Origin of the sequence: Methylobacterium sp. 22177 (genome assembly GCF_052045615.1) — a bacterium.
Lineage (GTDB): Bacteria > Pseudomonadota > Alphaproteobacteria > Rhizobiales > Beijerinckiaceae > Methylobacterium > Methylobacterium radiotolerans.
The window spans coordinates 15,794-29,211 of record NZ_JBQEPK010000056.1 but is presented as its reverse complement, the minus strand read 5'-3'; the positions used below and the strand labels follow the sequence as shown (position 1 = coordinate 29,211).

General features: G+C 65.5%; 9 protein-coding genes. 6 read left to right on the top strand and 3 right to left on the bottom strand.

Annotated features, from left to right (window positions below; translation table 11 throughout):
* Both ACTJK8_RS28775 and ACTJK8_RS28770 read left to right on the top strand, forming a co-directional pair.
* Positions 1 to 321 (top strand): inorganic phosphate transporter (locus tag ACTJK8_RS28775; protein WP_440762933.1); only part of this gene is annotated, 321 nt, incomplete at its 5' end.
* 77 nt (positions 322 to 398) lie between these two features.
* Positions 399 to 1,370, top strand: coding sequence for a transporter (locus ACTJK8_RS28770; RefSeq protein WP_440762932.1), 972 nt, complete (start codon positions 399 to 401; stop codon positions 1,368 to 1,370).
* Positions 1,371 to 1,390: 20 nt separating this feature from the next.
* Here ACTJK8_RS28770 and ACTJK8_RS28765 read toward each other — a convergent pair whose 3' ends face one another.
* Positions 1,391 to 2,875, bottom strand: a complete 1,485-nt coding sequence (locus ACTJK8_RS28765; protein WP_440762931.1) for a carbohydrate porin — start codon at positions 2,873 to 2,875, stop codon at positions 1,391 to 1,393.
* A gap of 178 nt (positions 2,876 to 3,053) precedes the next feature.
* On the opposite strand from ACTJK8_RS28765, the gene ACTJK8_RS28760 reads away from it, so the two are divergent.
* On the top strand, positions 3,054 to 4,586 hold the full coding sequence (locus ACTJK8_RS28760) for a CYTH and CHAD domain-containing protein (protein WP_440762930.1): 1,533 nt from the start codon (positions 3,054 to 3,056) through the stop codon (positions 4,584 to 4,586).
* Between the two features lie 60 nt (positions 4,587 to 4,646).
* Here the strand turns inward: ACTJK8_RS28760 and ACTJK8_RS28755 are convergent, their stop codons facing one another.
* Positions 4,647 to 6,224: a hypothetical protein gene (locus ACTJK8_RS28755; RefSeq protein WP_440762929.1), complete on the bottom strand. Its 1,578-nt coding sequence runs from the start codon at positions 6,222 to 6,224 to the stop codon at positions 4,647 to 4,649.
* Between the two features lie 860 nt (positions 6,225 to 7,084).
* Here ACTJK8_RS28755 and ACTJK8_RS28750 point away from each other — a divergent pair.
* Complete coding sequence (locus ACTJK8_RS28750; RefSeq protein WP_440762928.1) at positions 7,085 to 7,588, top strand: hypothetical protein; 504 nt, start codon at positions 7,085 to 7,087, stop codon at positions 7,586 to 7,588.
* A 40-nt stretch (positions 7,589 to 7,628) separates the two neighbouring features.
* Positions 7,629 to 10,001 carry an efflux RND transporter permease subunit gene (locus ACTJK8_RS28745; RefSeq protein WP_440762935.1) on the top strand — a complete coding sequence of 791 codons (2,373 nt, stop codon included), beginning with the start codon at positions 7,629 to 7,631 and terminating at the stop codon, positions 9,999 to 10,001.
* Between the two features lie 119 nt (positions 10,002 to 10,120).
* On the opposite strand, the gene ACTJK8_RS28740 is transcribed toward ACTJK8_RS28745, so the two are convergent.
* Entirely contained in the window at positions 10,121 to 10,753 is a 633-nt protein-coding gene (locus tag ACTJK8_RS28740) for a tyrosine-type recombinase/integrase (RefSeq protein ID WP_012329807.1), read from the bottom strand.
* 452 nt (positions 10,754 to 11,205) lie between these two features.
* On the opposite strand from ACTJK8_RS28740, the gene ACTJK8_RS28735 reads away from it, so the two are divergent.
* Positions 11,206 to 13,146 carry a methyl-accepting chemotaxis protein gene (locus ACTJK8_RS28735; RefSeq protein WP_041372630.1) on the top strand — a complete coding sequence of 647 codons (1,941 nt, stop codon included), beginning with the start codon at positions 11,206 to 11,208 and terminating at the stop codon, positions 13,144 to 13,146.
* The last annotated feature ends 272 nt before the right edge of the window (positions 13,147 to 13,418 follow it).

Sequence of the window (13,418 nt, the reverse complement as noted above, 5' to 3'; positions counted from 1 at the left end):
CTGGGTCTCGGCACCATGGTCGGATGGAAGCGCATCGTCGTCACGGTGGGCGAGAAGATCGGCAAGACCCACCTGACCTACGCGCAGGGCGCCTCGGCCGAGATCGTCGCCGCCGGCACGATCGGGCTGGCCGAGCTCTACGGCCTGCCGGTCTCGACCACCCACATCCTGTCGTCGGGCGTCGCCGGCACCATGGCGGCCAACGGCTCGGGACTCCAGATGTCCACGGTGCGCAACATGGCGCTCGCCTGGATCCTGACCCTGCCGGCGGCCATCCTGATCGCCGGCGCATTGTTCTTCATCCTGCGACACGTGTTCTGACCTAAATGGCGACTGCTACTGCAGCACCGGCCCGTCTCTTGTGCGACGAGCCGGCGCTCCCCGGTCTGCTCTGGGCCATGCGCTTCGACGAGAGTGGTCGCGGTCACCTGGTCGAACGCGGCGAGGCGATGCCCGCCCCTGGGAGCTTCGGCGAGGGCTTTACTTGGCTGCACTTCAACCTGAACGATGCGCGCTTGCCAGCCTTGTTTGCCGAGGGGCGTCTTGGCCCACCGCACTTGACCGGAGCTGCCTTCTCCAGTGACCCGCACCAACGCCTGATGGTTGAGGCGGGTCACATCGGCGGCGTCGTGGCCGATCTCGTCCGGGAGACCGGTAGTAGCCTAAAAGTGGACGCCGGCGGTCGGCTGCACTTCGTCATGGGCCCACGCCTGCTCGTGAGCGGCCGGCGCCATCCCGTCCTTGGACCGGACCTTGCTCGGGATGCGGCTGCAGAAGGTCGCGGCATCCTGGCCCCGATTCAACTGCTCGACGTCATCGTCGAGCAGGTTGTAACCTCGATGGCCGAGACCGGTGCGCGCCTGGCCGATGAGCTCGACGAGATCGAGGACCACATTCTCGACGAACGCGTGCGCGGCGAGCGGCGACGGCTCGGGCCGATCCGCCGAGATGCGGTCCGGCTACACCGGCAGCTCCTTGGCCTGCGCGCCGTCTTCCACCGCCTCGAAACCGCGGCAGCCGACGAGCAGGTTCCAGATGTGGCCATAACAGCGGCCGCCCGGATTGCGCAGAGGCTTGACGCGCTCGACCGGGACATGGTCCTGCTCGCCGACCGCAGCCGGCTGATGCAGGAAGAATTGTCCTCCTACCTCGCGCAGGCTTCAAATCGGCAGCTCTACACCCTGTCGGTGCTGACCGCGCTGTTCCTACCGCCAACCCTCGTGACCGGGCTGTTCGGTATGAACACCAAGGGCCTGCCCCTCACGGAGAACGACAGCGGCTCCTACGTAGCCATAGCCATCGCCTGCATCTCCGCGCTCGTAGCCTTCGTGCTGATCCGCGGTCTCGGCATTCGGCCACCGCGGGATTGAGCTGACCGCGCGCACCAGGCTCAGTAGCGCGTGATGGCACGCAGGCCGAAAACCATCGCGTTGCGCACCCGTTTGCCGTCCGAATCGCGGGGATTGGCGATCCCACCCCCAGGATGGACGACGTACTGCACGGTTGGCTGCAGGGCGATGCCAGGGGCGAGCACGGCCTGATAGGTCGCCTCCAGCAGGATCTCGGCGCTGCGGCGAGGCGAGGGCGTTGTGCTCTGGAGCGCCGCGATCGCATCGAGCCTCCGCGCGGCGGGGGAGATGTGGGTGATGCCGAAGCCGAACCCGAGCGTGTCGTCTGAGCGGCCGCGGAACAGGCCGCGATAGGCGATGCCGCCGTCGAGGTAGAGGTTTACGAGATTGCGGTCGCCGGGAGAGGCCGAGGCCCGCAGGAACACGCTGGCGCCGTCGTTGGGATCGTCCGGCTCCTGATAGATCGTCTGGTCAATCACGCCGTAGATGCCGAAATCACCGGCGACCCTTCGGCCGAGGCCGCTCACCGGATCAGGCACAAGAGCGTCGACGCGGCCGAAGCGGTACCAACCCCCCAACGTCACGGTGCCCGGCCGGCCTACGTCGCCGGGGCGGGCGTTGTAGGCATAGGAGACCTCCGCTATGGCGAGCGGCGGGTCGGAAAGCGGAAAGCGGGTGCCGTTCGGGTTGCGCCGCTGCGGGTCGATGCCTGAGCGCGGGTTGCCGCCGCCCGGCGTGCCGTCGATCAGGCTGGCCTGAAACGAGAATTCCCGGGTCGGCACGTATTTCAGGCGAACGGTCGGTGCCGAGAGCGGATAGGCGGGTCCGCTGTCGGTCATGTTCGCGGCGAAGATCGCCGGCCAGCCGAAGGTGCCGTTGGTGAACAGGATGCTGGTCTGGCTCACCATGTACTCGGTGTCGGCGGAGAGCTGGCCGACACGTAGGAACAATCGGTCGTCGAATAGGCTCTGTTCCAGCCACAGTTCCGACAGGCGTGAGGCGGGTAGGGCCTCGATTTCGCTGATCGTCATGAGGTTGCCGACGCGGCTGCGGGAAGTCCCGCTGCCTTGTATCTGGTAGACGGTGGCGTGGGCCGCAGCCCCCTTCCACCCGACGAGAGTGCCGAGGTCGACATCGACGTCGAGGTCGAGCAGCGTCAGGCCCGTGGAGCCCCGCCGCAGTCCGCCGCGCAGGTTGCGGTAGGTCTCGGCCACACTGATCAGGCCGAAGGTGATCCCGCGGCTCTCCAGGAAGGCGCGGTACCCGCCGGGATCGCCGGCGGCCCCGAGGAGGGGCTGGAACGAAGTCGTCACCTCTGCGGCCCGGCCCGCAGAGAAGACGGGCTGCGCGACCGATGTCTGCGGATCGCCACCCGCACCAGAAGGCGAACCGATAGCGTTGCCCTCAGCGGCGACCCTTGCGGCCTTCGTCCGTGCATCCGCATCAGGCTCGGCGACGGCGAGGCTCGCCTGCGCAATCAGGACGAACGCGGCGGTGCGGACGATGGCGCAGATGGCGACTCGCACCAAGACCTCTGGAGACGTCGGACTCAACAAGCGAAGGCATAGCCTCGTGACCGTTCGACGACGGCCGCAGCCAGTCGGCCTTCGGCATCGCTGATCCCGATCCGTCCGAGGACGTTGTCCACCCGGAAACGGTGCGCGAGCGCCGCTCTGCAGCCAGCCACGGATCAGGAAAGATCGGATGACCGAGCCGCGCGAGATCGAGCTGAAGCTAGAATGCGAACCATCTGACCTTGCCAGACTCCGGGCGCATCCTCTCCTTCAGGAAGCCGCCGAGCAGGGCGAGGCGGATCTAACCTCGATCTACTTCGATACCGCCGAGCAGCGCCTGCGCGAGGCCGGACTCGGATTGCGGTTACGAAAGATCGGTGATCGCTACGTCCAGACTCTTAAAGCGGAAGGAGACGGTCTCTTCAGCCGCCCCGAGTGGGAGCAGGAGGTGAGTGACCCCAGGCCTGACTTCGCAGCTCTGACCGACACGCCCGTCGACAAGATCCTAGGGCGCAACGACGAATTGCAGTCCCTGTTCACCACCTCGGTCAAGCGGCAGACCTACCTTGTCGAGGAGGGCAGCTCGCGTATCGAAGTTGCGCTCGACAGCGGTCGGATCGAGGCGCCGATTGCCGGCAACCGGGTGACTTCCATCTGCGAGATAGAGTTGGAGCTGAAGCAAGGCTCTGCTGGCGACATATTCGCACTGTCGCGGGCGCTTGCCGCCCTGGTGCCGCTGCGCCTCGGCGTACGCAGCAAAGCTGAGCGGGGCTACAACCTTGCGTCGGGAAAGCCCGACCGTGTCCGTAAAGCCGAGCCTGTGCCATTGCTTGAGGATATGAACGCTGCCGAGACCTTCCAGTCTGTCGCGCACGCTTGTCTGCGCCACATGCGGTTGAATGAGGACATCCTGTTGCAGAGCCGGAATGCAGATGCTCTCCACCAGACGCGCGTTGCGATTCGTCGGCTGCGCTCCGCGTTCTCGCTGTTCAGCGATCTGGTTGAGGACGCTCAGGGAATGCGGATCCGAGATGAGCTCAAGCGCTTGACGGAGCCGCTAGGCCAAGCCCGCAACCTCGACGTGTTCCTCGCCAAGACGCTGCCGGCAGAGCGCGAGCGGCACCCAGACGAGGTCGGCCTGCTCAACCTGGAGACGCAGCTCGAAGACCAGCGCACGAAGGCCTACGATGCCGTCCAAAGCCTGCTGCATTCGGCGGAGTGGCGCGCTCTGGTGCTCGATCTCGTCGCCTGGATCAACGCTGGTCCCTGGCTGCAGGACGAGGGTCGTGCGGCGCTTCGCGAGGAGTCGGCGCGCGACTTCGCGGCGCGCGAGCTGGATCGACGCCGTCGTCAGGTGAAGAGGCGCGGCCGCCACCTCGACGACCTCAGCCCTGAGGATCGGCACAAGGTGCGCATCGCGGCCAAGAAGCTGCGCTACGGGGCGGAGTTCTTCGCTGGCTTGTACCCGGACAAAAAAGCCGTGAAGCGCCACGCTACCTTCGTCAAAGCGCTCTCCGAACTGCAGGATCAGCTCGGCGCCCTCAACGACATCGCGACAGGTCACGAGTTGGCACGGGACATCGCCGACGCGCGCACCGGTGCTTCGGCCGTCTTCGCTGCTGGCCTCACCGCTGCCGACCTCGAAGCGCGCACGCGCAAGCTCCTGGCCGCAGCAGCTGAAGCACACGAGGATCTGGTGGATGCCAAACGGTTCTGGCGGTAGCTGAACGCGCCGCCCGCCCGGCACCCGCTGACGCTCAGACAGGTTTGCCGGGCGGCATGCTCAGAACGGGTAGTAGCGCAGCGAAGTCAGGCCGGTGACGAGGTGGTTGGAAGGCTGGATCCCAGACGCCCCTCGGAACGCGTCGCGCTCGGTATAGGAGACCTGCGCTCCCGCTACGAGGCGCCCGTAGCTCCCCTTGTATAGGTCGTGCCAGAACCCGCCGGTGATCTGGCGGATGTCGCGGCTCTCCGCTTGGCAGGATCCGCTTGCCGCGCCCTCGACGTTGCAGCCCGTCACCACGAGGGTGGGTGAGCCGTAGCCCGTGGTATTGAGCGCGCCCGCGCGGGAGGCGTGCTCCCAGCCGGCATAGACGTAGACGTCGGTGCCCGGCTGAACATGGGCGACGGCGCCGGCGAGCAGCTGGAAGGCCGGGATCGGCGCGATCGAGCCGTCGGCCCTCAGGGCGAAGTCGGGCAGCTGCGCCGAGCCGTAGCGGCCGATGCCCTGGCCGACGAGGCCGCTGACCTGCAGGTCGAGACGCTTGTCGATTACCGGGAGAGTCGCGGCGCCGCCGATGCCGTAGCCGAGGGCGGTGTCGGAGTGACCGGGAAGGCGCGTGGCCGCGGTAAGATTGGTGGGACTCAGCCGGTCGTCGAAGAAGCGGACCAAGCCCTTCAGTTCAAAATGCCCGAATCCCGGTTCGAGCGCGACCTTTCCGATGATGTCGGGAACGCTGTTGTTCGAGTAGGTGGTCGAATTGTTCAGGAGACCGGCGGCGTCGCCGGTGTTGTTGACGTTGACGATACCGGGTGCAGCGAAGGGGCTCGGCGGCAGCACGCTTTGCGGCGATTCCGCCGACAGGCCGGCCCAGAGGCCCGGGGCGATGTCCTTGACCACGCGCACCTGCGGGTTGCGGGTCCAATTGAAGCCCGGCACGTACTGCGCATCGATGGTGAGTGGGATCTGCTCCTTCAGCGGCAGGATGCCCGACGTGTCGGTAGTGATTAGACTCCAGGCTTGGCCGGCCAGCACATGCCAGCCGGTGTCGAGGGAATCGACGGTGGCGAAGATCTGCCGCACGCGCGGTGTGTAGCTGTTGCTCTCACGTGAGTTCGAGGTCGTGCCGGCTGCCAGGAAGTCGATCTCGTAATAACCCGAGATCTGCAGCGTTGGCTCGACCTTCGCGGTGAACAGCCCGCTCAGGCGGCTCTGCCGGGCGGAGAAGCGGAACTCGCTCTCGCGAGATAGCGGGCTGCTGCGGAACGGGATGCCGTTGAAGTCAGTGGCGACGTCCGAGACCGTGTTGGGATTGCGGAAGATGCCCGCCAGCTCGACGAAGCCCCCCGGGGTAAAGCAGATCGCCGGCCCAAGCGCGTAGCTGCCGGCGTTGCAGACGAGATCGTTGGCGAGGATCACCGGCGTATGCTCGCTCACCCCAGGCCGGGCGCCTCCGGGACCGCCGGCTTGCGCCACGCGCTGCTGGTGCTCGGTCCTGGCTGCGAGGCGCGCCTGCTCCCGCGACAGAACCCGGCGCTCACGTGCCTCGCCAGCGAGCGCCGCCTTCTGAGTACCGGCTTGGCGGCGCAACGCGGTGAGCTCCTGTTGCATGGACTGCATCTGTCGCTGCATCGCATCCATCCGAGCCGCCATCTCGGCCACGCTTTGAGCGTGGGCCGGAAGCGAAGATGTCATTGTGATCGCGGCGGCCAGAACCGCGCATCCGGAGAAAGGCCAGCAAGGCGACGGCATGGTACGAATTCTCCGCATGCCGGTCGGGACCGACGAAGAGGCCTGGAGGTGGTCGAACCTGATCTGAAGGGTAGCGCGCGACAGTACGTTCACGTAGATCAATCCATCCCACACCTATCCCGCCGGAAGCATTTCCGGAGATATTTTTGGTCGATGTAGTGGCATCACAGATACACTGCCAGGATCCGCTAGAGACATAATGGCTATCATTTCGTGCGGTAGCGGTGAATTTGTCATCCCGGCGTCACAATGCATGGCAAGCTATGCCACCCGCTCGCGTTCGGCCTTCATTGTTCTGACGCGGTTCGGTGGAGCGATGTGCTCATGCTGTCTGAGAGACGCGACGACCGGACGATCGCGAGGCGCGTGCCTCTGGAGTGGCGTAGAGCGGAAGGCGATGGCCAGCCGCGTTCTTGCGTCTCCCGCAGGCGGATTGTCGCCTAGCTGAGGATGGCGGAAACTACGGTGAGATGGCCGCTTAGATCGTCCAAAAGCGCGATCCCGATCGATCTCCCAATCATCGTGATCATCGTGTCAGGGCGATCATGCGGGACCTTCGCCGGGTCAAAAAGCATCATCCACTCCGGTCGGCTGCCGAGCAATCCTGTGCCGCCGAGACCGACATGAGCGCCTCGGTCTGCCTGAATCGATACCTGCTAGACTGACCCAAGGCATCCCTTCGTCTGTCGTCTTCCGCGCGAAATAAAAACTCAGTATAAATCTTCCGGTTGTGGGAAAGGGTGCCGGCCATGCGACTGTCGACGCGCCTCCGGTTTGTGGTGACGACGTGGCTCGCATCCGCGGCCCTCGCCATGTCGACCGGTCGGTATGAGGCGTACGCCGCGCCGCGAGGCGCCTTCTCCGACTTGGCCGGAACTTGGTCCGGCTCTGGTCGGGTCGACTCGGCAGGCGGCAGCGAGACGATTCGCTGCCGCGCCCAGTACGGCGTCGCGGATGGCGGTGCGCGCGTCGAGCAACGCCTCGTCTGTGCGAGCGCGAGCTATCAGTTCAACATCGAGTGCCGAGCGACCGATGCCGCTGGCCGGGTGTCAGGCACTTGGTCCGAGACGACCCGGAACGTCTCCGGCGCTCTGACGGGGGCCCTCGAGGGCGGCCGGCTCCAGGCGGTCGTGAATTCGCCGCTATTCAGCGCGGGGTTGAGCCTCATCACGCGCAGCGGCACGCAGGAAATTGTGATCACGCCGCAGAACAACGACGTCCGGCAAGTGAGCATCCGCCTGCGGCGGAGCTGACGCGCGCGGGCACGTCGACGGCTAAGCCTCGATGACCGGCATGGAACCAGAGCCCGGACGCCGGGCGCCCAGCGCAGGACGGCCGCCTTTGGACAGCGAGATCTCTGAACGGGGCAAGCGCCTGCGGGAGCCTCCGTCAATCGGCTTCGGCGTGGAGCGCCTGGGACTCGCGTCTCTTCGTCACCCGATCGCCGTCGGTCTCGCGGCCGCGGTCCTCGTCATCCTGGGGCTGGTCGGGATCCGACGTCTCGAGGTCGACGACTCGCTCAGCCAGCTCTTCCGATCCGACAGCGCCGAGTTCCGCCAGTATGAGGCGGTCTCGAAGCAGTTCCCGTCGAGCGAGTACGACGTCCTCGCGGTCGTGACCGGGCCGGTGCTGAAAAGGACCTCGATCGAGGCGCTCCGGAACCTCGCGACGGACCTTCAGCTCATCGACGGGGCGCGGGGTCTCGTGTCGATCTTCTCGGCCCGGACCGCGCCGACGAGCGGCCGCCTACCCGCGCCGCTGTTCCCTGAGCCGCTGCCGGAAGGGCAGGCCTACGACCATCTCGTCGAGGCCGTCCGATCCAACGAGATCCTCAAGGACAAGCTGCTCGCCTCGAGCGGAAACCTGACCCTGATGGTGCTGGCGCTCGCGCCCGAGACCGTCGAAAGCGACCGCCTAGCATCCGTCGTCGAGGAGATCAGGTCCGTCATCGACACCGACCTTGGCGGCACCGACCTGAAGGTCCAACTCACCGGTGTGCCCGTGATGCAGCTCGAGATCCGTCACGCGATCGAGCGCGACCGGATCCTCTACAACGCGGCCGGCCTGCTCGCCGGCTGCTTGATCGCGGTCGTCTTCTTCCGGCGCGTCTCGTTCATGCTCATCGCGGCGGGTCCGCCCCTGGTGTCGATCCTGCTCGCTCTCGGGACATTCGGCTCGCTAGACCTGCGGCTCAACATCTTCCTGAACATGATGACCCCGCTCATCATGGTGATCAGCTTCTCGGACAGCATGCAGCTGACCTACGACGTGCGGGCACGGCTGATCGCCGGGATGAGCAAGCGGGAGGCCATTGCGGACGCCCTGCGCGTCGTGGGGCCGGCATGCGTCCTGACCCACGCGACGGCCGCGATCTCGTTCATCGCCCTGCAGGCCTCGGAATCGGACCTGATCCGCAACTTCGGCACGGCGGGCCTGCTCGCGACCGGGATCGCACTCGTGGCGGTGCTGACGTTGATGCCGGTGCTCAGCCTCCTCTTGCTGAGGCGGACCGATGCGTTTGCCGAGAACGCCAGGAAAGCCGATCCGGGCGTCGGCGGGTTACGGCACTTCTGCGGCTACATCGCCGGTCGGATGGTCGATCGCCCCGGGCTCTACACGGCGTTCGGCCTCGCGTTCACCACCCTACTCGCAATCGGCTATCTCCAGCTGCAGCCCCGCTACCGTCTCGCCGACGAGGTTCCCGGCCACGAACAGGCTGTCGCGGCCAGCGACCGGCTCGATCGCGACCTGACCGGTTCGAATCCGATCAACGTCATGATCCAGATCCCACCGGACGAAAAGCTGTATTCCGCGCGGACACTCGGGGTCATTGCCGAGGTCCATCAGACTTTGGCGCGGCAGCCGGGAGTGGGCAACGTGTGGTCGCTGGAGACGCTGCGGGCCTGGCTGGCCGAGAATGGCCAGCGCTCCGATGCCGACACGGTCAAGGGCTACGTCGATGCCTTGCCGAACTTCCTCGTGAGGCGGTTCGTTTCCGCCGACGACAGGGCGGTGCTCGTCACCGGCCGCGTCCGCGACGTCGACGCGAGTGACCTACTCCCGATCATACACGAGCTCGACCAGAAGCTCGCCCCGGTTCGTCAAGGCAACCCCGGTTACACGGTCTCGGTCACCAGCTTGTCGGCGATTGCCGCGCGCAACAGCGCCCGCATGATCGACAAGCTCAGCCGCGGCATCACGATCGAGGTGGTGTTCATCGCTGCGGCGCTAGGGTTCGTCTTCCGCTCCGTCCGGGTGATGGCCGCGAGCATCCTGCCGGCGATCTTCCCCGTCGTGGCGACCGGGACCCTCCTATGGCTCACCGATGACGGATTGCGTTTCGCGAGCGTTGTCGCCCTGACGGTGTCGCTCGGGCTCGGCCTGAGCGCGACCATCCACTTCCTCAACCGGATGACGTTGGACTTGGCGACGATGGACAGCCCGGAACTCGCCATCGAGCACGCCACGGTACAGATGGGGCCGCCCCTGATCCTGACGACGGTCGTCCTGAGTTGCGCCTTCGCGATCACGGTGCTGTCGAACCTACCGATGTTGCGGCTGTTCGGATGGCTGAGCGCGCTGGCGATGTTGTTCGCGCTCATCGCCGACCTGTTGATACTTCGTCCTTCGATCGCGTTGCTCTACAGGAGGAACCACGTCAACTGACATCAAGGCCGATGTCCGCTTCTGGGATGTCACCTAACGCCGCTCAGTGGCGGCAATGGGCGCATTGCTGCTGGGCTGGTCTCGGAGCCCCTCGACGCAGAAGCCGAGGGGCCGAACGCTCAAATCTCTGTCCCTTCGGCCAGGGTCAGAGCATCCTCAACATCCACACCGAGGTACCTGACTGTGCTCTCGATCTTGGTATGGCCGAGCAGGATCTGAACCGCCCGCAGGTTGCCGGTCCGCTTGTAGATCAACGACGCCTTCGTGCGGCGCAGGGAGTGGGTCCCGTAGTCCTCGCTACGCAGCCCGATGCCGGTGACCCACTCATCGACTAAGCGCGCATACTGACGAGTGCTGATGTGCGTCACGCCGTCGAGCCTGCTGGGGAAGGCAAAGTCGTCGAGTGTTCCGCCCCTGGCCTCCAGCCATGCCAGGATGCTGGCACGGGCGGGTTCGAGCAGCTCGAACTGCACCGGCCGTCCGGTCTTGCGCTGGATGACGATCGCCCGGCTACGGACGCGACCGCCGCTGACCAGGTCGCCGATCCTGAGTTTGACGATGTCGCAGCCGCGCAGCTTGCTGTCGATCGCTAGGTCGAACATTGCGCGGTCGCGCGTGCGCCGTTCGCGGTCGAGCCAGAACCGGATGGCCCAGACCTGCTGAGGTTTGAGGGCGCGCTTGGCGCCGAGCTTGCGGCCAGCGTTCCAGGCTGGCCGCCCTTTCGTGGCCGGATCGTGTGCAGAGTGTCCCATCGTCTATCTCCTCGCCGGCCCGTGCCGACGAGGCGAGAAGAGACCCGAACCGAAGCTTCGTAGAGCGGGCATATGCAGACGTTCCGTTGGCGACCCAACCCAGCCACTCGGACCACCGTCGGCGCCGCCCAAAAGCAGCCATCCAGCGACTGTCATGACACTTCCGACCGGCATGGTGGAACGAGCAACCTGGCGAGCCTGATCCTCAGGGAGCCCAGCGAGTTCGTCATCCAGTGCGGCATCTACCCGAAGATGAAGCTTGCCCTCCACATTCACTAGATTGCTACTATTGGTTGTTATACGGGGCGGCAAAGTTGTGGCGGGTGCGATCAAGCGTCTCATCGCTTGCGTGACGCCCGCTTAACCAAATTCCCCCTTTCATCGCACTCGTGCCGTCGTGGCACGTGGAGACATCTGCGGTGCCGCTCTTCGACGCCAACCTGCGTGCCTTGATGGCGGCTATCGACAAGTCTAGGGCTCGGATCGAGTTCGCCCCTGATGGGACCGTTCTCGCCGCCAACGACCTGTTCCTCGTTCTGATGGGCTACAGCCTTGCGGAGGTGAAGGGGCAGCATCACACCTTGTTCGTCCCAGCAGCTGAGCGTGACGGCGAGGCATACCGCACGTTCTGGGCCGCCCTGCGGCGTGGCGAGGCGCAGACACACGAGTTCAAGCGCATCGCCAAGGACGGTCGTACCGTCTGGATCCAAGCAACGTACAATCCCGTGCTCGACCGCAACGGGCGCGTCGCGCGGATCGTCAAGCTCGCCACGGACGTCACGGCGCAGGTGCTGCGCAACATCGATCATGATGGACAGCTCGATGCCTTGCACCGATCGCAGGCAGTGATCGAGTTCACCCTCGACGGCACAATCCTGACCGCCAACCAAAACTTCCTCGACGCCGTCGGCTATAGTCTGGATGAGGTGAAGGGCCGCCACCACGGCTTGTTCGTCGAGGCCACCGAGCGGGCGGGAACGGGGTATCGCGAATTCTGGGCGCGCCTCGCGCGTGGAGAGTTCGCCTCAGGCGAGTACCGGCGCATCGCCAAGGGAGGTCGCGAGGTGTGGATCCAGGCGACCTACAATCCGATTCGGGATCGAAACGGCCAGCCGGTGAAAGTAGTCAAGTTCGCAACCGACATCACGGCGCAGAAGTTGCAGACCACCGACGCGACGGGGCAGCTCGCCGCCGTCAATCGGTCACAAGCGGTGATCCAATTCGCCCCCGACGGAACGGTGCTCGATGCCAACGCGAACTTCCTCAAGGCAGTTGGCTATCGGATCGAGGAGATCCGAGGGCAGCACCACGCCATGTTCGTCGAGCCTGGCTACGCGAAGACGTCGGAGTATGCAGCATTCTGGGACCGGCTGCGGGCGGGTGAGTTCGCCACCGGGATGTTCCAGCGCTTCGGCAAGGGCAATCGGAATGTCTGGATCCAGGCGAGCTACAACCCGATCTTCGACCCGAACGGCCGGCTGACCAAGATCGTCAAGTACGCCACGGACGTGACTGCCAACATGGACGCCCGCTCGGTCGCCATAGAGGCGGCCGAGGAGACCATCGACAACGTCCAGGCGGTCACCGACGCGGCCGAGACCATGAACGCCGCTGCGTTGGAGATCTCGCGCAGTATGGCGCAGTCGAAGACCGTCGTCGACGACATCCACGGACGTGCCGGCGAAGCCAATGCCGCCACGGAACGCCTGCAGGCCGCCGCCAGCGCGATGGACGGCGTTGGGGCTGTGATCGCGGGCATCGCCCAGCAGATCAACTTGTTGGCCCTGAACGCGACGATCGAGGCGGCACGGGCCGGATCGGCCGGCAAGGGCTTCGCCGTGGTTGCGACTGAGGTGAAGGAGCTTGCCAGTCAGGCGGCCGCGGCTACAGCCCGGATCAGCGGAGAGGTCGCCGGCATGCAAGCCGTGTCGTCCGAGGTGGCGGCCAACCTGACGACCATCACCGCGGCGATCGATACGATCAGCGCCTACGTCGACGGGGTCAGTGGCTCGATGGACGAGCAGACGCGTGCGACGGCGGAAATCCTGACCAGCATGCGCCAGGCGGCCAGTGGTGTATCGAGCATCAGCACCAGCCTGGACAACTGGACCGTCGGCATGGAGGAGCGGCGCAACGAGCGCCGGACCCGCGTCTTGCTTCCAGCGACCATCAACGTGCCTGGCGGCGGTTCGATCGCTTGCTCGATCCGCGATCTCTCGAACGGCGGCGCACGGCTCCATGTCCGGATGCACGCTCAGGTTCCGGATCGGTTCGACCTGACCGTCGATGCCGACGGGCGGCGGTTTAGCTGTGATATCCGGCACCGCTCCGGTACCAGCATCAACGTGCAGTTTCGCTCGGCCATCCCAGATGCGATGACACGCGTGGCGTGATGGTTCGGCGAGAGCCGCTTACTCGGCTTTCGCTTCAACGGATCAGGCGACACGCTGCCCCCTTCGCTTCCATCGCAACTCCAGGCAGGTGTGAGCGACGGGTCGAAACCCGCGCACGAGACCGGGGTCGAGCCGCCTGTCATGTTCTCCAGGATGGCGTAGGCCTTCGCTGTTTCCATGCACGTCGGATTGCAGACTTTGAACCGGTTCACCGTGTCTGCTTCAGCCAGTTTGCGTCTCCAGAGCGGATCGTCGCAAAACCACCCACAGCG

What these genes read in the sequence shown, in the direction of transcription:
- ACTJK8_RS28770 (WP_440762932.1), top strand. Translation starts at nt 399, where the DNA reads ATGCGCTTCGACGAGAGTGGTCGCGGTCACCTGGTCGAACGCGGCGAG.
- ACTJK8_RS28745 (WP_440762935.1), top strand. Translation starts at nt 7,629, where the DNA reads ATGGAACCAGAGCCCGGACGCCGGGCGCCCAGCGCAGGACGGCCGCCT.
- ACTJK8_RS28735 (WP_041372630.1), top strand. Translation starts at nt 11,206, where the DNA reads ATGGCGGCTATCGACAAGTCTAGGGCTCGGATCGAGTTCGCCCCTGAT.
- ACTJK8_RS28740 (WP_012329807.1), bottom strand. Translation starts at nt 10,753, where the DNA reads ATGGGACACTCTGCACACGATCCGGCCACGAAAGGGCGGCCAGCCTGG.
- ACTJK8_RS28755 (WP_440762929.1), bottom strand. Translation starts at nt 6,224, where the DNA reads ATGGATGCGATGCAGCGACAGATGCAGTCCATGCAACAGGAGCTCACC.
- ACTJK8_RS28760 (WP_440762930.1), top strand. Translation starts at nt 3,054, where the DNA reads ATGACCGAGCCGCGCGAGATCGAGCTGAAGCTAGAATGCGAACCATCT.
- ACTJK8_RS28750 (WP_440762928.1), top strand. Translation starts at nt 7,085, where the DNA reads ATGCGACTGTCGACGCGCCTCCGGTTTGTGGTGACGACGTGGCTCGCA.